Here is a 21,770-nt window from a genome sequence, read left to right as displayed (position 1 = left end):
GTTTAGCCGCTCAAGCCTGGGCCCGATCCGGGCCCAGGCTTGAGCGGTGGTTTTCAGTGCGGTGCGGCTGGTGGCCGGCCTTACTTGTCGGCGGGAACCTTGACAGCCTTGCTGCCCGGCTTCCAACCATCGGGCATGCGCTCGGCGTCGGTCTTGCGCTCCGGGAACCACTTCTTGGCCAGGGTGGTCCAGGTGCCGTCCGCGATGACCGCGTCGAGGGCGGAGTTCAGGGCCTCGGCCAGGGCCGTGTTGTCCTTGGCGATGGCGTACGCGGAGAAGTTCTGGGTGGCGACCTTCTTCTCCTGGATCTTGGTGCCGTCGCCTTCCTTGACCTGGCCTTCGGCCTGCTGGGACGGGGCCAGCCAGGCGTCGATCTGGCCGCTCTTCACGTTGGCGTAGGCGGTGTTGTAGTCCGGGTAGCGGACGGGGTCGAGGCCCAGCTGGTTGGTGACCATGTCGTCCTGGACCGTGCCCTGCACGACGCCGACGCGGACGCCTTCCTTGAGGTCGGCGATGGCCTTGACCGGGCTGTCCGTCTTGGACACCAGTGCCATGAAGCCGAAGTCGTATCCGTTGGTAAAGGAAACGGTCTGGCGGCGGGCGTCAGTGGTCGAGATCGAGGAGGAGCCGACGTCGAACTGCTGGTTCTTCACCTGGGCCAGGAGGCTCTGGAACTTGGTGGACGCGAATTCGACCTTGAGGCCCAGCTTCGCGCCCATGGCCTTGAGCAGTTCATTGTCGAAGCCCGTGAAGTTGCCGGACTTGTCGATGAAGATGCTCGGCGGGGCGTCGGAGAGGGTGCCAACCTTGATGGTGCCGTCCGTGAGGAGGCCAAGCTTGGAAGTGTCGATCTTGTCCAGGGGCGTGACGTCGGCCGTGGTGTACTTGTCGGTGGTCTGGGCTCCGGCGAGGGCGTCCGTGGGGGACGCAGTGCCGGCAGACGGGCTCCCGCCGCATGCGGCGAGGGAGACGACAAGGGCGGCGGCTACAGGGACAGTGGACAGCCACTTCAGAGCTTTGATTTTCATCAAGCGTTCACTTTCATTGGAATTACTTTGGGGTCTCGGTGACGCGGGCGGGGATGCGGCCACAGGGTCATTCGTGGGCCATAGCAGAACTCAACCCGCCAAACTTAAGTATGTCATCCGGGTAGAACGCTCCAAGATTCCGAACATAGTTCGCAATACAGGTCAATAGTCCGAAGATTTGTTACGAATCGTTGCGCTCTTTCGAGTGAACGACCGTAAGAAAACGCAATGGATGAATTGTGCCCCGGCGCTGGAGGTCCCGCTTCCCGCGCCGGCTCCTGTGACATGCGTCATGTCCGGCGGCGTGTTATGGGCCTTTCGAGGCTGTCCGGCCGGGACCTAGAAACCGCCCCGGTTCGCATCTTCCGGAGGAAGGACCGGCCAGTCTCCTTCGATCACGGCCGTGGGCTTGCTGCGCCGCAGGTAGGACTGGAAGTCGGCGGCCTGTGCCGCAGCCCAGTCCACCTGGAGTTGGTGAAGCTTGGACGCCGGCATGTGCAGCTTGGGGAACTTGCCGGCCATGGCATCGAGCACGCGCAGGGTGGCCAGGGCGTCCGCGGCCGAGGTGTGGGCGTTCTCCAAATCCACGCCGTATTCCTCGCACAGCGCCCCGAGGGTCCGCTTGCCCTTCCGATAGCGGTCCACCTGCTTGTTCATGATGTAGGGGTCCAGGACCGGGAACCGGCTCAGCTGGGGCACCCCGTACCGGGCGGATTCGGCCGCCAGGACCGTGAAGTCGTAGCTGGCGTTGAACGCGATGACGGGAACGGCGTCGTCGAACAGTTCCTGCAGGGTGGCCGCGACCTCCCGGGTGACCTCGGCAGCCGGGCGGCCCTCCGCACGGGCCTTCGCCGTGGTGATGCCGTGGACGTCGCTGGCTTCCTGCGGGATCTCGACCCCGGGGTCGGCCAGCCACTCGCGCTCCTTGATCACGTTGCCCTGGCCGTCCACCACGGTGATGGACGCGGTGACGATCCTCGCGGCGCGGGAGTTCCGGCCTGTGGTCTCAAGGTCGAAGGCAGCGCGGGGGAGGGTGTTCCAGGAGCTCATGCCTTCACGCTACCGGGAGCCCCCGACAAGATTGGAAACCGACACCGCCGCGGCAGCGGATAGGCTTGAAACATGCGGACGGAGTTTGTGACGGCGGTGCTCGCCGTCGTGGACCTCGTGCCCCCGGGCGCCGCCCTCGCCTACGGTGATGTCGCCGAACTGCTGGGCCATGGCGGCCCCCGCCAGGTCGGCTCGGTCATGAGCCACTACGGAAGCGCCGTTGCCTGGTGGCGGATCCTGCGGGCCAGCGGCGAAGCCCCGCCCGGCCATGAAAGCGAAGCGCTCCGGCACTACCTCGCGGAAGGCACGGCCCTGCATGGGGATCCCGAAGGATTCCTGCGGACCGGCGAAGGCCGCTGGCGGGTAGACCTCGCCGCTGCCCGCTGGGCGCCCGCCGAGGAAGACTTCGACCGGATCGATGCGATTTCGGAGGAGCTGGAGCGTCAGCTCCATCAATTGTCAGTGCCCGATGATGAAATGACTGTGTGAGCCTCCCCCCGACCCGACAGCGCGCAACGACACAGCCAGCACACCAACCGTCAGCCCCACGCCTCCGGCTTGTCCCGCCGCGGGAGAACATCTGCACGGTGCCCCTGCTGTCCGCGGACCAGGCCGCCGTCGTCGGGCTTGCCCACGGAACCGGGCCGGTACTGGTGCCGGGAGCGCCCGGCACCGGAAAGACCACCGTACTGGTGGAAGCGGCGGTCCGCCGGGTGGAACGGGACGGCGTTGAGCCCGGCCGCATCCTGATCCTGGCACCCGGCCGGCATGCCGCCTCGGCCCTGCGGGACCGCTTTACCGCACGCCTCGGCCGTTCGTTGAGCACGACGCCCGCCCGCACCTGGGCGTCCTACGCTTTCGACCTGATCCGGCGGGCGAAGGCCGAAGGGGTCCTCCCGCTGCCGCGGCCGCCGAAGCTCCTTTCGGGTCCCGAGCAGGACCTCATCATCAAGGAACTGCTCGAAGGCCACAGCCGCCCGGGCCTGGAACTGCCCTGGCCGGAGGACCTGTCCGCAGCGCTGCCCACCCGCGGCTTCCGCCACGAGATCCGCCAACTCTTCGACCGCATCATCGAATCCGGCCGCACCGCCGAGGACCTCACGGCCCTCGCCTACGAATGCGACCGTCCCGACTGGATGGCGGCGGCCCGACTCTACTCGGAATACCGGGACGTCCTGGACCTGCGCATGCCCGAGGCCTTCGACCCCGCGGGCATCATCACAGCGGCCCGGCAGATCTTCCAGGATGCGCCGGAGTTCCTGGCAGCCGAACGCGAACGGCTCCAGCTGATCCTCGTTGATGACATCCAGGAGGCCAACCCGGCGGTCTTCGAACTGCTCACGGATATCGCCGAGGGCAAGGACGCCCTGGTCACCTTTTCCCCGGACTCCGTGGTCCAAGGGTTCCGTGGCGCCCGCCCGGACCTCGTGGCGGAGCTGCCCCGCCTCCTGGGCAGCGGCAACACCGCACAGGAGCTGCCCCTGTGGACCGCCCACCGGCAGGCCCCCGCTGTTGCGGCCGCCTGGCTCGGGGTCGCCGCCCGGATTTCGCAGCGCCAGGGCGGCCAGCTGGCGCGCCGTCTCGAGACCGGCCCCGGACAGGACGGTGAGGGTCATGCCGAGGCGCACCTCCTGCCGTCCCCGGCCCACGAACTCCGCTACGTGGCGCAGCGCATCTTGAAGGCCCAACTCCGCGAGGGCCGTGCCTTCAGCGACATCGCCGTGATCGTGCGCAATGGCGGGCAGCTCACCCAGCTCCAGCGCTACCTCACCGGGCAGGGGATCCCCGTGCAGGTTCCGGTGGCGGACTCGGCGGTCCGTGACGAAGTGGCCGTGCGTCCCCTGTTGGAGCTTTACGGCGTGGTCCTTGAACCCGCAAAGCTGACTCCGGAGCTCGCAGTCTCCCTGCTGACCTCCCGGATCGGCGGGGCCACGGCCATCGAACTGCGCAGGCTGCGGCAGTCCCTGCGCCGCGAAGAGTTGCTCGGCGGTGGCGGGCGGGCCAGCGATTCCCTGCTGGTGGAGGCGCTGCTGCAGCCCGGCGCTCTGGGGTCGCTCGGGATCGAAGCCGGTTCCGCCCGGCGCCTGGCCCGCATGATCGCGGCGGGCCAGGAAGCCCTGCAGCAGCCCGGTGCCAACGCCGAAACGGTGCTGTGGGCGTTGTGGCAGAGCAGCGGCCTGTCGGCACGGTGGACAGGATTGGCGCTCGACGGCGGCGCGCCGGGTGCCCGCGCGGACCGGGACCTTGACGCGATGATGGCTCTTTTCCACACCGCGGAGCGGTATGTCGACCAGCTTCCCGGCGCGGGCGCCGAGCAGTTCCTGGAATACCTGATGAACCAGGAACTACCGATGGACACGCTCGCGGCGCGCGCCCAGTTGGAAGAAGCCGTGGAGTTGATGACGCCGGCAAGCGCGGCGGGCAGGGAATGGCCGGTGGTAATCGTGGCCGGCTTGCAGGAAGGGGTGTGGCCGAACACCCGGCTGCGCGGCGAGCTGTTGGGCAGCACCCTGTTTGCCGACGCCGTCGAGCACGGGGTGGAGCACGCCCTGCAGCGTGGCCCCCTCAGCCGGCTCCGTGACATCCGCTACGACGAACTGCGCAGTTTCTCCACCGCTGTTTCCCGTGCCAGGGAACAGCTCATCTGCACCGCTGTGTCTTCGGAGGACGAGCAACCTTCGGCGTTCCTGGACTACGTGGCGCCGCTCGAGGCGGGGCAGTACAGCCGCGGCTACACGCCTGTGGAGCGTCCCATGACCCTCCGCGCACTCGTGGCTGAACTCCGCCAGAAAGTCCAAGCGGATCAGAACGTGCAGGCATCGGACGAAGCGGCCGAAGCCGCACGGGTCCTGGCACACCTGGCCCTGGCCGAACCGCCGGTCCCCGGCGCCCACCCGGACAGTTGGTGGGGCCTGGCACCGCTCAGCAGCGAAGAAGCCGTGGTGCCCGACGGCGGGACTGTCATGGTGTCACCGTCCAAGGTCGAATCCGTGCACAAATCACCCCTGGACTGGTTCGTGCAGGCAGCCGGCGGCGAAGCCGCCACCGACTTCGCCCGGAGCCTGGGCACCCTGGTCCACGCCATCGCCCAGGAACTTCCCGACGCCTCGGGCGCCGAGTATCTCGCCGAACTGGCACGGCGCTGGCCGGCCCTTGGCATGAAGGACAACTGGGAAGGCCGCCTGGATTTCCAGCGGGCGGAGGCGATGGTCCGCAAGCTGGCCCAGTACATCCTGGTGATGCGCAGCGAAGGCCGGCGCCTCCTCGGGGTGGAACTCGATTTCGAAGTGCCGCTGCGGCCGGTGGGCGGGCGGGCCGCGATGCTCCGCGGCCAGGTGGACCGCTTGGAGATCGACGCCGAGGGCCGGCTCGTGATCGTGGACCTCAAGACCGGCAAGCGCCAGCCCGGCAAGGCCGAGCTCGCCCGGCACCCGCAGTTGGGCGCGTACCAGGCTGCCGTGCTGCAGGGCGGATTCGATGCCGCAACAGCGGGCACTGCCGGCGTTCCGGGCGGAGCCGTGTTGGCGCAGCTCGGGACCAAGACCAAGACTCCCGGAATCCAGGTGCAGGATGCCCTCGACGCCGGGGACAACTGGGCGCAGGACATGGTCAACGAAGCCGCCGCCCTCATGTCCGGAGCCACCTTCGATGCCCGGCACGATCCCTCCAAGGGGGGCCACGGTGGCCACGGCTGCCGCCTGCCCGAGATTTGCCCGCTCTGCGCACGAGGAAAGCAGGTTACGGAATGACGCTCGACACCCTCGCGCCGGCGTTCGGCGGGACCGTCCCCGAATCCGGCGCGGCCGTTCCCGAGCCGCGTTTCACCCCCGGCGAGCTCGCCGCCATCATGGGGGAGAAGAACCGCCCTACGGATGAACAAGCAACCATCATCGCCTCGCCGCTGTCGCCCCGGCTCGTGATCGCCGGTGCCGGTTCGGGCAAGACCGCCACCATGGCCGACCGCGTGGTGTGGCTGGTGGCCAACGGCTGGGTCAGGCCCGAGGAAGTCCTCGGCGTCACCTTTACCCGGAAGGCCGCGGGGGAGCTGGCCAGCCGCATCCGTGCCAAGCTGGCCACCCTGCAGCGGATCGCCGTTGCGGAGCCCGGACGGCATGCCTTCCCGGACTGGCTGGCGGGTTCGGACGAACTCGAGCCGAAGGTATCCACCTACCACTCCTACGCCAGCGGCATCGTTTCTGACTACGGCCTGCGCCTGGGCATCGAACGCGACGTGGTGCTCCTCGGCGGAGCACAGGCCTGGCAGCTGGCCGGCGAGGTCGTCGAAGGCTATGACGGCCCCTATGAGCATTTCACCGCGGCGAAGTCCACGCTGGTCAACGCCGTAGTGCAGCTGGCTGGGGAATGCGCCGAGCATCTGCGCGAACCTGCCGAGGTGCAGTCGTGGCTCACAGATCGCGCGGCGGAGTTCAGTCAGTTGCCGTACCAGGCAGGCGCCAAGAAGAACCCGACCCAGGGCGCCTCGGATCTGCACGCCATGCTGCTGACCCGCGCCAGCGTCGCGGACATGGTGGGCCGCTACCAGGCTGCCAAGCGCGAACGCGGTGTGCTCGACTTCGGCGACCTCGTGGCGCTCGCTGCCCGCATCGCCCGGGACGTGCCCGTGGCCGCCGCTACCGAACGGTCCCGTTACAAGGTGGTGCTGCTCGACGAATTCCAGGACACTTCGCACGCGCAGCTCGTGCTGTTCTCCCGCCTGTTCGGCGGCGGACATGCCGTCACGGCGGTGGGCGACCCCAACCAGTCGATCTACGGTTTCCGCGGCGCTTCGGCGGGCCAGCTGTTCCATTTCGTCCGGGAATTCCCGGCGAGGATTGACGACGGCGGCGACCACCCGGCGTCGTTCGTTCCGGCCCCTGTGTCCTATCTGACCACTGCCTGGCGGAACGGACGCAACATCCTGGCCACCGCCAACGTCATCTCCGCCCCACTGAACACGGCGGCCGGGTCCTCCGGCCCGGCGGGCGAACGGACCACCGGAAGCGCCGTTTCGGTGCCGCCGCTGCGGCCAAGCCCTGCGGCCGTTGACGGCAACGTCCTGCTGGGGCGCTTCGCCACGGACGAGGACGAAGCCGCGGCGGTCGCCCGGGATGTGCTCCGTTACCGCCGCACGATCTTCGAAACCGACGCCGCGGGGGACGCCGTCCCGCCAAGCATGGCCGTCCTGTGCCGCCGCCGGGCACAAATGGAGGTCCTGCGGCGTGAGTTCGAAATCCAAGGGATTCCCTATGAGATCGTCGGACTCGGCGGGCTCCTCGATACCCCCGAGATCGTGGACCTGGTGTCCACCCTGCGGGTCCTGGCCGATCCAGGCCGTTCGGACGCCCTGATGCGCCTGCTCGCCGGTGCGCGGTGGCGGATCGGCACGGCTGACCTCATGGCCTTCCACGACTGGTCCCGGTTCCTTGCCCGGCGACGCGCCCAGGGCACCACCCGACCGGAGGACCTGATCGCGGACCTCGCCGCCGACGAGGACGCCGGCGTCGTCGTGGAAAGCGACATCACCGACGCCGCGAGCCTGGTCGAAGCCCTGGACTTCCTGCCCCGTCCCGGCTGGACCTCGGCCCACGGCCGTTCCCTGAGCGAGACCGCCCAGGAACGGCTGGGCCGGCTCTCGGCTGAACTGAGGACGCTGCGCAGCTTCATCGGCGACGACCTCACCACCCTGCTCGGCGAGGTCGAACGGGCCATGCTGCTCGACGTCGAAGTGGCCGCCAAGTCTGGAGTCAGCATCCACCAGGCCCGCCGCAACCTGGACGCCTTCCAGGATGCCGCAGCCGGTTTCCTGCAGACCTCCCAGCGGGTGGACCTGCTGGCGTTCCTTTCCTGGCTGGAAGCGGCCGCCTCGGAGGAGGGAGGGCTGGACGCCGCCGCGAGCGAGGTCAACCACGAGGCAGTGCAGCTGCTCACGGTCCATGCGTCCAAGGGCCTGGAATGGGACGTGGTCTTTGTGCCCGGACTCAACGCCGGTTCCTTCCCCAGCAGCAGGGATTCGCGGTGGAGCAGCGGAGCGGCGGCACTGCCGTGGCCCCTGCGCGGCGACCGTGCAGACTTGCCGCAATGGGATCTGGACCAGCCCGACCAGAAGGGCTGGCTGGACGCGGAGAAGATGTTCAAGTCCGAGGTCCAGCACCACGGCGAAGCGGAGGAGCGCCGCCTGGCCTACGTCGCCTACACCCGCGCCAAGTTCGTGCTCTGGGCATCGAGCGCGGCCTGGAACGGTTCGCGGTCCGGCATCGCCGAAGTGTCGCCGTTCCTTGCCGAGCTCGCGCCCCTGGCGGCGACCCCCGGCGGAGCACAAACCGCCGACGCCGGTGCTGCCGCCGGCATTCATCCCGCCTCCCTCCGCGAGGACGAACTGCCGGCGGAAAGCCCGCTCACCGTGGCGGCTGAGCTGGCAGTGTTCCCGTATGATCCGCTTGAGGGTCCCTGCGACCCGCGCACCGGGGCGCGGCTGCGCAACGTGCCCGGACGCCGTGTAGTCATGGATGCCGCAGCGGAGAGAGTGAGGCAGGCCATCGACGCGCATGGTCCGGGAGCGCCTTTGTGCCCGCCGGAAGACGCCGGGGCTTCGGGCGCGGGACCTTCACCGCGCCGGACCCTGCTCCAGGGCGCCGCCGCAGGGTGGGCGGAGGAGGCCGATCTACTGCTCAGGCGATCCCGGCAGCGGAAACCGGTCCAGGACATCCACCTGCCGGGCCACATTTCCGCGTCCATGTTCGTGGAACTGGGCGGCGACCCGGGAGCCGTGCTCGCTCAGCTCAGGCGGCCCGTGCCCCGCGAACCAGGCGTCGCGGCGCGCAAGGGAACAGCGTTCCACGCCTGGGTGGAGGAGTACTTCGGAACCAGCGGCATGCTGGACCTCGGCGAGGAACCCGGTGCCGACTCCCACATCGATGCCGCCTACGGCCTCGACGACATGGTGGACACCTTCAAGAACTCAGAATGGGCGCACCGGGCTCCGGCCTTCGTCGAAGTGCCGGTGGAGACCAGCATCGCCGGGGTGGTGGTCCGAGGCCGGATCGATGCCGTGTTCCGGAACGCGGACGGCAGCTGGGAACTGGTGGACTGGAAGACCGGCAGGCGCCCCTCCGGCGGCCGCCTCGCCAGCCGCTCCGTGCAGTTGGCGGTGTACCGCTTGGCCTGGTCACGCCTGAAGGGAGTGCCCCTGGATGCCGTCAGCGCTGCCTTCTACTACGTTCCCGACGACGCCGTGGTCCGTCCGCACGACCTCGGCTCCGAAGCTGAGCTCGAGGCGGTCATCACCTCAGCGCTGTCCCGCCCGGTGACGTGACGTCTTCGCCGGCGGGGGCGTCCTCGGGGGATGGTTCCCCTGAGGGGGCCTCGTCCGAACCGTCTCCGGTACCCTCTGTCCGGTCGGGAGCACCAGCCGGTCCGCTGTCTTCCGGCGCAGCGGTGTCCGCGGCAGGCACGATCCGCAGGGCCGCCGTCGAGGTTTCCGACGCCGCCGGCGAGATCTCCGACGTGGCGGGCGACACTTCCGGGGCCGTCGGCGGGTGAGCGGCCGCGTCGGCGCCTTCGCTCGGGTGCACATCGGCGCCGGGAATGGGGGCAACACTGACGGCGGGGGCTTGCACGGGGGCAGGCACGGCACTCACGCTCACCGCCGGTGTCGTAGCGCCGAAAGCGGGACGGGCCGCGGCGTCGCCGCCGGCACCCGACACCGCCGTGCCACCGGCAGGTCCGGCCGCCGTGCCACCGACAGGTCCGGCCGCCGCGGCTCCGGCGGCTGGCCCGGCTGCCTCGGCGTCAGCCGCGTCCTGATCGCCGATGTCGTCCGCAAGCGACTTCAACATCCCTTCGGCTTCCGCGGTCATCGGCGCGTGGCCCGCGGCGAGGGCCTTCACCAGGTACTGGGCCAGGGCGAACTCGGCGAGCAGCGCCGCGCGGCGCAGCAGGTGATTGTCGGCCTTGTCCCGGCGGGCAGCCGTGTAGTGCCGCAGCACGGCCTCGACGAAGGACTGCTCATTGGACGCGACCAGCCAGGCGAAGTCGTCGGCGGGGTCGCCGATGCGAAGGTCGGTCCAGCCGGTCAGGGCGGTCACGCGGTCGCCATCCACCAGCAGGTTGTCTTCATGCAGGTCGCCATGGACAACGCAGGGGTTGAAGCGCCACAGTGCGACGTCCTCCAGCGCGTGCTCCCAGCGGCGAAGCAAGATGGTGGGAATCTTGCCCGTGGTGGCCGCCTGATCCAGCTCATTGAGCTTGCGCTGGCGGAACTCGTTGGCCGTGTAGCTGGGCAGGTCGGCGTTGTTCACCAGGGCCTGCGGGAGGTCGTGGACGGCGGCCAGGGCAGTCCCGATTTCCTTCGCCAGGGCCTCGCTGCAGGCTGAGAGCTCCTCGATGCTGCGGGTCGAACCGGCCAGGTGGGTGTAGACGAACGTGCTCAGTGAACCCTGGCGCACGGTGCCCGCGACACTGGGAAGCAGGAAGGGAAGTTCCGCACGGATGGCCGGGCTGAACGCGCGCAACACCATGAACTCGGTCTCCAGGCGGGTGCTGGCCTCGGCGTGCCGCGGCGAGCGGACCCGCCAGCGCTTGCCGTCCGCATCGAGCAGGAGCGCCGAGTCGAAATCGGCGGCGTCGTCCGGGGCGGAAGCAGTGGCTGTCGGCGCCAGGCCGGGCACTGCCGCTGTTGCAATTGCGGCCAGTTCGAGCGGTGTTTTTCTCACAGATTCAACGGTATGGTCAGCGGCGCCCGTCGGGGCGATGTCCTGCGGCGAGTCTCCAGATCCGCCGGAAGATCGGCCGGAAAAGCCGCTCCGCCAGGCCGCCGTGTGGCCGGCCGTGCCCTGAACAGGGCAAATGTTATTTGTCGTTGGGAGTCAGTACGGTAGGTACATGAGTTTTACCGAGTTCCGGGCGCCGGCGAACCACTTGACGGACACCCTTCTTCCGGTCCGTCCGGCCATGATAGACAGGGCATCCGCTGAGCGCATCAAGCCCGGAACGGTCGAGGAGCTCCTTGCTTCCGGAACGGCCAAGGCCATGGTCCTGGCGGAGCGGCAGGCCCTGGTGGATGGCGACGCGCTATGGCTCGGCGACGCCGGAACGCTGTTCAATTCCCTTCTGGAAGCCTCAGGGGCACCGCCCGCGGCGATTTACCTGGGCAGGACCCTGACGGATGCGGTCCACCCGCGGGACACCCCGGTGCTGCTGTTCGTTCCCGCGGCGCCCCCGGAGCCCGGCACGCTGGGCGTCCCAGCAAGCGCATTTTGGGTCGGCTTCCGGGACATCGCCGCCCGCCTGGACGCTACCGATACCGCCCTGTTCATCCAGGCAAGCGCGATCTCCAACTGGCACGCCACGCACACCCACTGCCCGCAATGCGGCACGCCCACGGACATCGAAGCCGGCGGCTGGGTGCGCCGCTGCCCCAAGGACAACTCCGAGCACTACCCACGCACGGACCCCGCGATCATCGTCACTGTGGTCGGAGCGGACGGCCGGGTGCTGCTTGGCGGCGGCGGACCGGCCGGTTCCATCAACCACTCCACCCTGGCCGGGTTCGTGGAGCCCGGGGAGTCCCTTGAGCAGGCGGTGGTCCGCGAAATTGGCGAGGAAGTTGGAGTGCGGGTCAGCAGCTGCCAGTACCTGGGCTCCCAGTCCTGGCCGTTCCCCGCGTCCCTGATGCTCGGGTTCACTGCCTATACCGAAGACGCCGAAGCCCGGCCCGACGGCGTCGAGGTCACCCGGGCGCGCTGGTTCAGCCGCGAGGAACTCCAGGCCGCCGTGCTCTCCGGCGAAATCACCATTCCGTCCCGGCTGTCGATCGCACGTTCGCTGATCGAGCACTGGTACGGCGGCACTATCGAGGACCTCCAGAAGTGACGTCCGCAGTGCCAGGCCTGGCCGGTACCCTCGAGGACCGGATCCTGGGCGGACTCGACGCCGAACAACGCGAGGTTGCCAGCACGCTGACCGGGCCCGTGTGTGTCCTGGCTGGCGCCGGCACAGGAAAAACCCGAGCCATCACGCACCGCATCGCCTACGGCGTGCATTCCGGGGTGTACAGCCCGCAGCGCCTGCTTGCGGTGACCTTTACCGCCCGGGCGGCCGCCGAGATGCGCAGCCGCCTCCGGGACCTGGGCGCCGGCAACGTCCAGGCCCGTACCTTCCACGCGGCCGCCTTGCGGCAGCTGCAGTTCTTCTGGCCCCAGGCGATCGGCGGGACCCTGCCGAACCTGCTGGACCACAAAGCCACCATGATCGCCGAGGCCGCGCGCCGGCTCCGGCTCAGCACCGACCGCGCCTCCATCCGCGATCTCGCCGCGGAAATCGAATGGGCCAAAGTCTCCATGCTCACCCCGGCCAACTACCTGGAGAACGCCCAGGGCCGCGGCACGCCCGGCGGCTTCGATCTCACCGCCGTCGCCCGCGTCTTCCAGTCCTACGAGGACGTGAAGACCGACCGCAACGTCATCGACTTCGAGGACGTGCTGCTGATCACCGTGGGAATCCTCCAGGAGGATCCGAAAGTGGCCGCCACCGTCCGGGAGCAGTACCGGCACTTCGTGGTCGACGAATACCAGGACGTTTCCCCGCTGCAGCAGCGGCTCCTGGAGTTGTGGCTCGGGGACCGCGACGAACTCTGCGTGGTGGGCGACGCCAGCCAGACCATCTACTCCTTCACCGGCGCATCGCCCAAGCACCTCCTGGGATTCAAGAAGAAGTTCCCGGAGGCCACCGTCGTCAAGTTGGTCCGCGATTACCGCTCCACCCCGCAGGTGGTGAAGCTCGCCAACGAACTGCTCGGCTCCCGCCGCAGCGGGGGACCGGTTGCCGATGCCGCCTGGGCGAAACCGCTGCAGCTGGTGGCACAGCGGCCGGCCGGTCCCGAACCACGGTTCATGGAATGCCCGGACGACGAAGCCGAGGCCGCCGTGGTGGCGGGGCGGATCCGCGAACTGCTCGACGCCGGCGTCCAGGCCAGCGAGATCGCCATCCTCTTCCGCACCAACGGGCAGTCCGAAGCCTACGAACAGGCCCTGGCCTCGGCCGGCATCGGCTACCAGCTCCGGGGTGGGGAGCGCTTCTTCGCCCGCAAGGAAGTACGCGACGCGATCCTGCAGTTGCGTGCAGCAACCCGTGCCGCCGCGGACACCGCCGGGGAACCCCTCGGCCAGCTGGTCCGGGACATCGTGGCATCCCTTGGCTATTCGGACTCGGCCCCGCACGGCGGCGGCGCCTTGCGGGAACGTTGGGAATCCCTGGCCGCCCTCGTGGCGCTCGCCGACGAACTCGTGGCCAACCGCGGCCCGGAATTCAGCCTTGCCGAGTTCGTCAACGAACTCCAGGAACGCTCTGTCGCCCAGCACGCCCCCACGGTGCAGGGCGTCACCTTGGCTTCGCTGCACGCAGCCAAGGGCCTGGAATGGGACGCCGTGTTCCTGGTGGGCCTGAGCGAAGGCCTCATGCCCATTTCCTTCGCCGACACGCCCGAAGCCGTGGACGAAGAGCGCCGGCTTCTTTACGTCGGCATCACCCGTGCCCGCGAACACCTCAGCCTGTCCTGGTCCACGGCCCGCACACCTGGCGGCCGGGCCAACCGCAAACCGTCCCGGTTCCTCGACGGGCTGCGCCCCGATACCGTTGCCGGGGCCAGCGCCCGCAGCCGCCCGCTGACGCGCCGTAAGCCCGCGGCGCCTGCGTCTTGCAGGGTGTGCGGAAGCATGCTCGCCACGGGCGCCGAACGCAAGATCGGGCGCTGCCGGCAGTGCCCGCCCAGTTACGAGGAACAGACGTTCGAGGCGCTGCGGCAGTGGCGGAAGGACGAGGCGAGCTCCGCGGAGGTGCCCGCCTTCGTGGTCTTCACCGATGCCACCCTGACCGCCATCGCGGAGGCCCGCCCGGCGAGCCTGGAGGAACTGGCCACCCTCGCCGGCGTCGGACCGTCAAAACTTGAGAAGTACGGTGAAGCCGTCCTCGCGGTGCTGGCCGACGACGGGCACGGCGATGGCTCCTGAGCGCACGTCCCCGTATCAACTGACCCACGAGGGCGCCCCGGTCGTCGTGCGCCGCTCGGCCCGGCGCCGTCGCACCGTGGCCGCTTTCTGGGAAGACGGAACCGCCGTCGTCGCGATCCCGGCGTCGTTCACCCAGGCGCAGGAACGTGAATGGGTGCGGCGGATGCTTGAGAAGCTCAGGAAACAGGGGGAGCGCAGGGCGCAGGGCGCGGGTCGCCGTCGGCCCTCAGGGGACGCCGAACTCGCCGCCCACGCGGCCGAACTCTCGGCCAGATACCTGGGCGGCAGGTCGGTCCCGACGTCGGTACGCTGGGTCGGCAACCAGAACTCCCGGTGGGGTTCGGCCACACCGGCAGAGGGCAGCATCCGGCTCTCGGACAAGCTCAAGCCCATGCCGCAATGGGTGATCGACTATGTGCTGCTCCACGAACTGGCGCACCTGCTCGTGGCCGGGCACAATGCCGCGTTCTGGAGCCTGCTGGACGCCTACCCCGAAACGCAAAGGGCGAAGGCTTTCCTTGAAGGAGTAGCCTTCGCCACGTCGCGCGGTCTGAGGCCGGATCAGGATCCCGGCGGGGACGCCGGAGCCTGCTAGGCCTTCGCTTCGCCGGAGCCGTTCTCGGTGCCGTCCTCGTGGGAGTCCCCCTCCGGGGCGTCGCCCGCCTCCGGACCGGCACCCGGGTCAGAGGAATCCGAAGGGGTGTCATAGCCTCCGTTGAGCAGCTTCTGCAGCGCGTCGTCCACCTCGCTGTCGCTGGCCTCTGCCAGGCGGCGGCGTTCGGTAAAGCCCTTCGGGTCATCCAGGTCCTCCGCCGTGGGCAGGAGATCAGGGTGGTGCCAGATGGCGTCGCGGCCTGCGATGCCGCGTTCTTCCTTCAGCGCGGCCCACAGGGCGGCCGCCTCGCGGAGCCTGCGCGGACGCAGTTCGAGCCCGACGAGTGAAGAGAAAGCATGCTCGGCCGGACCCCCGGTGGCGCGGCGGCGGCGCACGGTTTCGCGCAGGGCCGCGGCCGAGGGCAGCATCTTCTCGGTCGCTGCCGCGGTGAGTTCGTCCACCCAGCCTTCCACGAGGGCCAGCGCGGTTTCCAGCTTCTCCAGGGCCGCGGACTGTGCCGGGGTGCGCTCGGGTGTGAACACGCCCTGGGAGAGGGCTTCCTGGATGCCTTCGGGGTTGCTGGGGTCCAGGTCCCGGGCCAGGTCCTCGATCCGGCCCATGTCGATGTGGATTCCCCGGGCATAGGCTTCGATCGCACCCAACAGGTGCCCGCGCAGCCACGGAACCTGGACGAACAGGCGGGCGTGGGCCGCCTCGCGGACGGCGAGGTACAGGCGGATGTCGTTCTCCGGAACGCTGAGCCCCTCGCCGAACTTGGCAACATTGCCCGGCAGCAACGCCATTTCAAGGTCGGCCAGCGGCACGCCGATGTCAGTAGAGCTGACAACCTCGGCGGAGAGCGCGCCGATGGCCTGGCCCAGCTGCATGCCGAAGATCGCGCCGCCCATGTTCTGCAGCATGGACGAGGCGCCACCCATCATGGACTTCATCTCTTCAGGCAACTGCTGCGTCAGGGCGTCCGACAGCGCGTTGGCGATGCTGTTCGCCACCGGCTCGGTCAGCCGCTTCCAGGTGCCCAGCGTCGCCTCCACCCACTCCGCCCGTGACCATGCGCGGCCGATCAGGCCGGTGGCCTGCAGGTCCGTGACGGGGTCCAGCCAGAGTTCGGCCAGCCGGAGTGCTTCATCGATCGCACGGCTCTGGGCGGAGGTGACCGAGGGATCGCTTCCTGCCGCGGCAACACGGCGGGCGTTCTCGTGGGCCAGTTGCCAGTTGACCGGGCCTTCGGAGCTTGAACTCATCATGGCCTGGACCTGTGAGAACATCTGCTGGAGCAGGGCCGGATCGTTGGGCAGCCCCGCCGCCTTGGCCAGTTCGGCCGGGTCGATGTCGCCCATACCCTGGCCGCCCATCAGGTTCTTCAGCATTTCGGCCAAAGGATCCTGGGGGGAATCGTCCCCGTTTGAGGGGGTGTTGGGCGTGGAAGTCATGGTGCCGCCGATCGTCGCTGCTGACTGGTGATCATCTTCAAGTTACCGCGCAGGACCGGGGCTGTCTGCCTTGCGGGCGGCCCGTTCGCTCTAGGCAAAGCAGCACCTGAAGGGCACGGCGTCGTAGGCTGGGACGTTGAGAAGGGTGCCGGCGGCGTAGCGTCCGGCGAGACGACATCGCGCACTGGACGGTGCGCACGGAGAGGCCATTTCATTGAATACAACGCCGAACCCCCGGGACGGCCGGGGTACCGGAAGCTTCGACGACGGCGGGCAGGAGTTCCGGGGCGCGGCACCTTTTGATGCTGCAGCCAATGACGGCGCACCTTTTGGCCAAACACCGCAGGCACGGCAGCGCGGCGCCCGGTACAGCGCGATGCTCATCTCGGGGGCGCTTGTCATCCTCCTCGGCATCGCCGCCGTGGCGCTGCCGGTTCCCTATGTAGTGGAGTCTCCGGGACCCACCTTCAACACCCTTGGCTCGGACAACGGCAAGCCGGTGATCTCCGTCAGCGGGCATGAAAGCTTCCCGGCGAAGGGCAACCTGGACCTGACCACCGTCTACATCAGCGGCGGCCCCAACGGCCCCGTCAACCTTGTCGAAGCGTTCCAGGCGTGGCTTGACGGTTCCAAGGCGGTGTACCCCGAGGAACTGATCTACCCCAAGGGCATCACCAAGGAGGAATCCGAGCAGGAAAGCGCCATGGCCATGACGTCCTCCCAGGAGAATGCCGTCGCTGCCGCGATGAAGGAACTGGGCATCTCCTTCGGGCAGAAGCTTCAAGTGGCCGGGTTGAGCAGTGGTTCCGCATCGGAAGGCAAGCTCAAGGAAGGCGACACCTTCAGCTCGATCAACGGCAAGGCCGTGACGTCCCTTGCGGTCATCCAGGGCGAACTGGCCGCTACCGCGGGTGCCCCGGCCGCCGTCGTCGTCGACCGCCAGGGCAAGGCCGTCACCGTAAGCATCACGCCGAACAAGGGCGAGAACGGCCGCTGGCTGCTCGGGGTGGCGCTGCAATACAAGTTCACGTTCCCGTTCCAGGTAAAGATTTCCCTGGAGGATGTGGGCGGCCCGAGCGCGGGGATGATGTTCGCGCTGGGCATCATGGACACTGTTACCCCCGGGGACCTCACCGGCGGCAAGCACATCGCCGGAACGGGGACCATTTCCCCCGACGGCGTAGTGGGGCCGATCGGCGGCATCGCCCAGAAGATGCACGGTGCGAAGGATGAAGGAGCCAGCCTCTTCCTGGCGCCCGCCGCCAACTGCGAAGACGTCGTGGGCCACATTCCCGACGGTCTGCAGGTAGTCAAAGTCGAAACGCTCGACGACGCCGAAACCGCCGTGAAACGGCTCGCCGCGGGGCAGGACACCTCCGGCTTGCCGGCATGCACCAAGAACTAGACTGGCGGTGGAACTTAGCTCCACCGCCACTCGTGGCATATTTGACGGCTCCGGACCGTGCAGCATGGCTGGACCTGTGCTGCGGGGGACGGGCCGTTGAACACTCGCACACTGACCGACGCTATATCTGACAACGAGCTATGAGGTACCTGGTTTGTCCCGTCCCGCAAGCACCCGCCCGCCCGGAAGACCGCCATTGAGACGGGGTGCGCTGACTCCCACCCTGATCGTCGTGGCGCTCCTGGTCGTGGCTTTCGTGTTCTTCTCCAACGTCTGGACCGACGTCCTCTGGTACCAGCAGCTTGGCTTCTTCGAGGTCTACATCCGAGAAAACCTTGCACGGATCCTGACCTTCCTGGGCGGGTTCATCCTGATGTTCGGTGCCGTGTACGCCTCGATCCGCCTGGCTTACCGGGCCCGTCCGGTCTATGCGCCGGACTCCGAGGTGCGGGACAACCTCAGCCGTTACCAGGTCCAGCTTGAGCCGGTGCGCCGGGTGGTCATGATCGGCCTGCCGATCCTGTTTGGCCTCTTTGCCGGCAGCGCCGCCGCGAGCCAGTGGCAGAAGGTGCTGCTGTTCTTCAACCAGGAACAGTTCGGCCAGCAGGACCCGCAGTTCGGCCTCGACATCAGTTTCTACCTGATGAGCCTGCCGTTCCTGGGCTTCGTGACCGGATTCCTGATCAGCGTGGTGGTGGTGGCCGGTATCGCCGGAATCCTCACCCACTACCTGTACGGCAGCATCCGGCTCATGGAACGCGGTGTGTTCACCAGCCGTGCGGCGCAGATCCACCTCGCGGTGAGCGGTGCCCTCTTCCTGCTCCTGCTAGGCGCGAACTTCTGGCTCGACGTCTACGGGACCGTGCAGAACAACGGCGGCCGCTGGGCCGGTGCGCTCTACACCGATGTCACCGCCGTCGTGCCCACCAAGTCGATCCTCGCAGTTGCGGCAGCCTTGGTGGCGATCCTCTTCATCGTCGCCGCCGTGATCGGCCGCTGGCGCCTGCCGGTGATCGGCACGGCGATGCTGATCATCACCTCGATCCTCGCCGGCGGCGTGTACCCGTGGGTCATCCAGCAGTTCCAGGTGCGCCCGTCCGAGCAGACCCTTGAGAACAAGTACATCGAGCGGAACATCTCCATGACCCGGTCCGCCTACGGCCTGGACAAGGTGCAGGTCCAGCCGTACAAGGCAACCACCACCGCCAGCAGCGGAGCACTGGCGAAGGACGCCCAGACGGCGGCGAACATCCGCCTCCTGGACCCGAACCTGGTGTCCTCCGCGTTCGGCCAGTTGGAACAGTACCGGCCGTATTACCAGTTCCCCAAGGCCCTGAACGTTGACCGCTACACCGTGAACGGCAAGGTCCAGGACACCGTCATCGCGGTCCGCGAACTGAACGCCGACGGCATCAGCACCGGCCAGCAGACCTGGTACAACAAGCACATCGTCTACACCCACGGCTACGGTGTGGTCGCCGCCAAGGGCAACAAGTTCACCGTGGACGGCAAGCCTGACTTCCTGCTGTCGGGGATTCCGACCAGCGGCGTCCTGGGCAACGACTCGAACTACCAGCCCCGCATCTACTTCGGTGAAAACACCACCGATTACTCGGTGGTCGGCGCTCCCGAAGGGTCCACGCACCGCGAACAGGACCGCCCGGCCGGCAAGGACGGCTCCACGGACACCCAGTACACCTTCACGGGCAACGGCGGCCCGAACGTGGGTAACTGGTTCAACCGCCTGCTCTACTCGATGAAGTTCCAGTCCTCGGACTTGCTGCTGTCCGACGGCGTCAACGAGAAGTCCCAGATCCTCTACGACCGCACGCCGCGCGAGCGCGTGGAGAAAGTGGCCCCGTACCTGACGGTGGACGGCAACGCCTACCCGGCCGTGGTGGACGGGCGCGTCAAGTGGATCGTGGACGGCTACACCACCAGCCAGTACTACCCGTACTCCCAGCAGCAACAGCTGCAAAACGTCACGGCGGACACGCAGACCAGCACCGGCCGCACCGCCGTGCTGCCCAACAGCACGGTCAACTACATCCGCAACTCCGTGAAGGCCACTGTCGACGCCTACGACGGCTCGGTGACCCTCTACGCATGGGACGACCAGGACCCCATCCTGAAGTCCTGGCAGAAGATCTTCCCGAGCACCATCAAGCCGTTCACGGAGATGTCCGGGCAGCTCATGAGCCACGTGCGGTACCCGGAGGACCTCTTCAAGGTCCAGCGTGAACTGCTCGGCCGCTACCACGTGACCAACCCGGACCGTTTCTACAACAACGTTGACGCCTGGAGCGTGCCGAACGATCCCACCGTGACCGGGACGGATGCAGTGAAGCAGCCGCCGTTCTACATGTCCCTGCAGATGCCGGGCCAGACCAAGCCAGCCTTCCAGCTGACGTCTTCGTTCATTCCGCAGACCGTCAACGGCAACGCCCGCAACATCCTGTACGGCTTCCTGTCCGCCGACTCGGACGCCGGAAGTGCCAAGGGCGTGAAGGCCGAAGGCTACGGCCAGTTGAGGCTGCTCCAGCTGCCCACGGACACGCAGGTGCCCGGCCCCGGCCAGGCGCAGAACAAGTTCAACTCGGACCCCGAGGTGTCACGGGAACTGAACCTGCTGCGCCAGGGCGCTTCCGACGTTCTCAACGGCAACCTGCTGACCCTGCCGGTGGGCGGCGGCCTGCTCTATGTGCAGCCGGTGTACCTGAAGTCCACGGGTGAAACCTCCTACCCGACGCTGCAGCGCGTCCTGGTCGCGTTCGGTGACAAGGTCGGCTTCGCGGCAACACTCGACGAGGCGCTGGACGAACTGTTCGGCGGCGACTCGGGCGCCCAGGCGGGCGACTCGGCCAACAACGGCCAGACGCCCGGCACGCCTACCGCCCCGAACACCCCGACCGGCGCGGAAGACGCCAAGGCCGATCTGAAGGCGGCCCTTGACGAGGCCAACAAGGCCATCCAGGACGGCCAGGCCGCACTGGCAAAGGGTGACTTCGCCGCCTACGGCGCGCAGCAGAGCAAGCTTGCCGCCGCGCTGAAGAAGGCGCTCGACGCCGAAGCCCGGCTTGGCGTGACACCGTCACCGTCCGCGTCTCCCACAGCGACGCCGACGCCGACGCCGACCCCCACCCAGGGCGGCTAAGGCCGGGAACGGACCCTGAGGGAGCCGGTGTCCGCCAGGAATGGCGGTCACCGGCTCCTTCTTTCTTGCGGCGAGAGCTGATCTTGCGGCAGGAGGAGACGGAGGTCACGTCGCCAGGATTTGGCTCAGCATTCACCGGACGGTAATGTTGTTCGTGCGACGCGGGGTGGAGCAGTTCGGTAGCTCGCTGGGCTCATAACCCAGAGGTCACAGGTTCAAATCCTGTCCCCGCAACTGGAAGAAGATCCGGATCAGTGCAAACTGGTCCGGATCTTTTGTTTTCCTATCATCCGGACGGGTCTGCGCGCGCAAACGAGCGGTCGCTTCGCGGCTACACTCATTCCGTACCGGGCTCATAAGACCGGGGCCTAAACACTTTTGATGATGGGGGAATCATGGAAACTGCCGCGCTTACAGCCTGGACGCTGGTTGGCGAAATTCCGGTCCCGGCCGACGTGCAGGGACTTCTTGTCGAGGGGGAGCAAGCCGTTGCGTCTTTCAAGACCCTTCGGGATTCGGCAACATTCACCACGAAGCGGCTGATCATTCGCGACGCGCAGGGAATCACCGGCAAGAAGGTGGAAATGTACTCACTCCCGTACAGTTCCATCAACATGTGGTCCACCGAGAACGCAGGAACCTTCGACCTCAATGGCGAAGTCGAATTGTGGACGCGCGCAGGACACATCAAGATCAAACTTGGAAAAGGGCTCGACGTCCGGCGCATCGACAGCCTAATTGCCTGGGCTGTTCTCCATTCGCGTTGAGTTGCAAGCGGTCAGGGCAAGACGCCGGACCTGTGGGCGCTTGAGTGGCTGATCCGCCGTCGTTCCCGCTACGGTTCCGCCGCCCCGGGGCCGGTGGTCAGGAGCCCGCCAAAAGTAGGGTAGAGTAGAACCCGCGACGCGGGGTGGAGCAGTTCGGTAGCTCGCTGGGCTCATAACCCAGAGGTCACAGGTTCAAATCCTGTCCCCGCAACTGGAAGAAGATCCGGATCAGTGCAAACTGGTCCGGATCTTTTGTTTTCCCCATGCTGCGCCGGGCGGGGGACCCTTGCGGTCGGCCTTAGATCACAGGATTCT

General features: G+C 67.7%; 13 protein-coding genes and 2 tRNA genes. 11 read left to right on the top strand and 4 right to left on the bottom strand.

What is annotated here, in order from left to right:
• Nucleotides 1–80: 80 nt before the first annotated feature.
• Together BLP88_RS07795 and BLP88_RS07790 are read right to left on the bottom strand one after the other, a co-directional pair.
• A complete protein-coding gene (locus tag BLP88_RS07795; protein ID WP_074588247.1) occupies nt 81–1,028 on the bottom strand; it encodes a substrate-binding periplasmic protein in 948 nt (315 codons plus the stop codon).
• 339 nt (nt 1,029–1,367) lie between these two features.
• On the bottom strand, nt 1,368–2,078 hold the full coding sequence (locus BLP88_RS07790; protein WP_074588246.1) for a 3'-5' exonuclease: 711 nt from the start codon (nt 2,076–2,078) through the stop codon (nt 1,368–1,370).
• Nucleotides 2,079–2,150: 72 nt separating this feature from the next.
• Here BLP88_RS07790 and BLP88_RS07785 point away from each other — a divergent pair, with 72 nt between their 5' ends.
• The 3 genes from BLP88_RS07785 (at nt 2,151) to BLP88_RS07775 (ending at nt 9,390) form a co-directional block, all read left to right on the top strand.
• On the top strand, nt 2,151–2,567 hold the full coding sequence (locus BLP88_RS07785; protein WP_074588245.1) for an MGMT family protein: 417 nt from the start codon (nt 2,151–2,153) through the stop codon (nt 2,565–2,567).
• Nucleotides 2,568–2,665: 98 nt separating this feature from the next.
• Nucleotides 2,666–5,827: an ATP-dependent helicase gene (locus tag BLP88_RS07780; protein ID WP_373366882.1), complete on the top strand. Its 3,162-nt coding sequence runs from the start codon at nt 2,666–2,668 to the stop codon at nt 5,825–5,827.
• Nucleotides 5,824–9,390 (top strand): ATP-dependent helicase, encoded by a 3,567-nt coding sequence (locus BLP88_RS07775; protein ID WP_074588242.1) that lies wholly within the window; start codon nt 5,824–5,826, stop codon nt 9,388–9,390. The genes BLP88_RS07780 and BLP88_RS07775 overlap by 4 nt, the downstream gene beginning before the upstream one ends.
• Here the strand turns inward: BLP88_RS07775 and BLP88_RS07770 are convergent.
• Nucleotides 9,359–10,789, bottom strand: a complete 1,431-nt coding sequence (locus tag BLP88_RS07770; RefSeq protein WP_084110950.1) for a macrolide 2'-phosphotransferase — start codon at nt 10,787–10,789, stop codon at nt 9,359–9,361. The genes BLP88_RS07775 and BLP88_RS07770 overlap by 32 nt on opposite strands.
• A 169-nt stretch (nt 10,790–10,958) precedes the next feature.
• On the opposite strand from BLP88_RS07770, the gene nudC reads away from it, so the two are divergent.
• Genes nudC through BLP88_RS19265 form a run of 3 tightly spaced genes read left to right on the top strand, consistent with a single transcriptional unit; the run spans nt 10,959 to nt 14,678 of the window.
• On the top strand, nt 10,959–11,948 hold the full coding sequence (gene nudC, locus BLP88_RS07765; RefSeq protein WP_074588241.1) for an NAD(+) diphosphatase: 990 nt from the start codon (nt 10,959–10,961) through the stop codon (nt 11,946–11,948).
• Nucleotides 11,945–14,083 (top strand): ATP-dependent DNA helicase UvrD2, encoded by a 2,139-nt coding sequence (locus BLP88_RS07760; protein WP_074588240.1) that lies wholly within the window; start codon nt 11,945–11,947, stop codon nt 14,081–14,083. Before nudC ends, BLP88_RS07760 begins: the two co-directional genes overlap by 4 nt.
• Complete coding sequence (locus tag BLP88_RS19265) at nt 14,073–14,678, top strand: M48 metallopeptidase family protein (protein ID WP_074588421.1); 606 nt, start codon at nt 14,073–14,075, stop codon at nt 14,676–14,678. The genes BLP88_RS07760 and BLP88_RS19265 overlap by 11 nt, the downstream gene beginning before the upstream one ends.
• Here the strand turns inward: BLP88_RS19265 and BLP88_RS07750 are convergent.
• On the bottom strand, nt 14,675–16,129 hold the full coding sequence (locus BLP88_RS07750; RefSeq protein WP_074588238.1) for a zinc-dependent metalloprotease: 1,455 nt from the start codon (nt 16,127–16,129) through the stop codon (nt 14,675–14,677). The genes BLP88_RS19265 and BLP88_RS07750 overlap by 4 nt on opposite strands.
• Nucleotides 16,130–16,343: 214 nt before the next feature.
• Here BLP88_RS07750 and BLP88_RS07745 point away from each other — a divergent pair, with 214 nt between their 5' ends.
• From BLP88_RS07745 to BLP88_RS07725, 5 genes are all read left to right on the top strand, one after another.
• On the top strand, nt 16,344–17,534 hold the full coding sequence (locus BLP88_RS07745; RefSeq protein WP_373366881.1) for a YlbL family protein: 1,191 nt from the start codon (nt 16,344–16,346) through the stop codon (nt 17,532–17,534).
• Nucleotides 17,535–17,730: 196 nt separating this feature from the next.
• A complete protein-coding gene (locus BLP88_RS07740) occupies nt 17,731–20,688 on the top strand; it encodes a UPF0182 family membrane protein (protein ID WP_245679800.1) in 2,958 nt (985 codons plus the stop codon).
• A 160-nt stretch (nt 20,689–20,848) separates the two neighbouring features.
• Nucleotides 20,849–20,922 (top strand) — tRNA-Met (locus tag BLP88_RS07735).
• Nucleotides 20,923–21,083: 161 nt separating this feature from the next.
• The gene (locus BLP88_RS07730; protein WP_074588234.1) at nt 21,084–21,455 is read left to right on the top strand and encodes a PH domain-containing protein; all 372 of its coding nucleotides are present in this window, start codon (nt 21,084–21,086) and stop codon (nt 21,453–21,455) included.
• Nucleotides 21,456–21,592: 137 nt separating this feature from the next.
• Nucleotides 21,593–21,666: transfer RNA gene (locus BLP88_RS07725), tRNA-Met, on the top strand.
• Nucleotides 21,667–21,770 lie beyond the last annotated feature (104 nt).

Source organism: Arthrobacter cupressi (genome assembly GCF_900099975.1).
In the GTDB taxonomy this organism is placed as follows: Bacteria; Actinomycetota; Actinomycetes; order Actinomycetales; family Micrococcaceae; genus Arthrobacter; species Arthrobacter cupressi.
This window is presented reverse-complemented; position numbering and strand designations above follow the sequence as displayed.

What these genes read in the sequence shown, in the direction of transcription:
- BLP88_RS07795 (WP_074588247.1), bottom strand. Translation starts at nt 1,028, where the DNA reads ATGAAAATCAAAGCTCTGAAGTGGCTGTCCACTGTCCCTGTAGCCGCC.
- BLP88_RS07790 (WP_074588246.1), bottom strand. Translation starts at nt 2,078, where the DNA reads ATGAGCTCCTGGAACACCCTCCCCCGCGCTGCCTTCGACCTTGAGACC.
- BLP88_RS07785 (WP_074588245.1), top strand. Translation starts at nt 2,151, where the DNA reads ATGCGGACGGAGTTTGTGACGGCGGTGCTCGCCGTCGTGGACCTCGTG.
- BLP88_RS07775 (WP_074588242.1), top strand. Translation starts at nt 5,824, where the DNA reads ATGACGCTCGACACCCTCGCGCCGGCGTTCGGCGGGACCGTCCCCGAA.
- nudC (WP_074588241.1), top strand. Translation starts at nt 10,959, where the DNA reads ATGAGTTTTACCGAGTTCCGGGCGCCGGCGAACCACTTGACGGACACC.
- BLP88_RS19265 (WP_074588421.1), top strand. Translation starts at nt 14,073, where the DNA reads ATGGCTCCTGAGCGCACGTCCCCGTATCAACTGACCCACGAGGGCGCC.
- BLP88_RS07750 (WP_074588238.1), bottom strand. Translation starts at nt 16,129, where the DNA reads ATGACTTCCACGCCCAACACCCCCTCAAACGGGGACGATTCCCCCCAG.
- BLP88_RS07730 (WP_074588234.1), top strand. Translation starts at nt 21,084, where the DNA reads ATGGAAACTGCCGCGCTTACAGCCTGGACGCTGGTTGGCGAAATTCCG.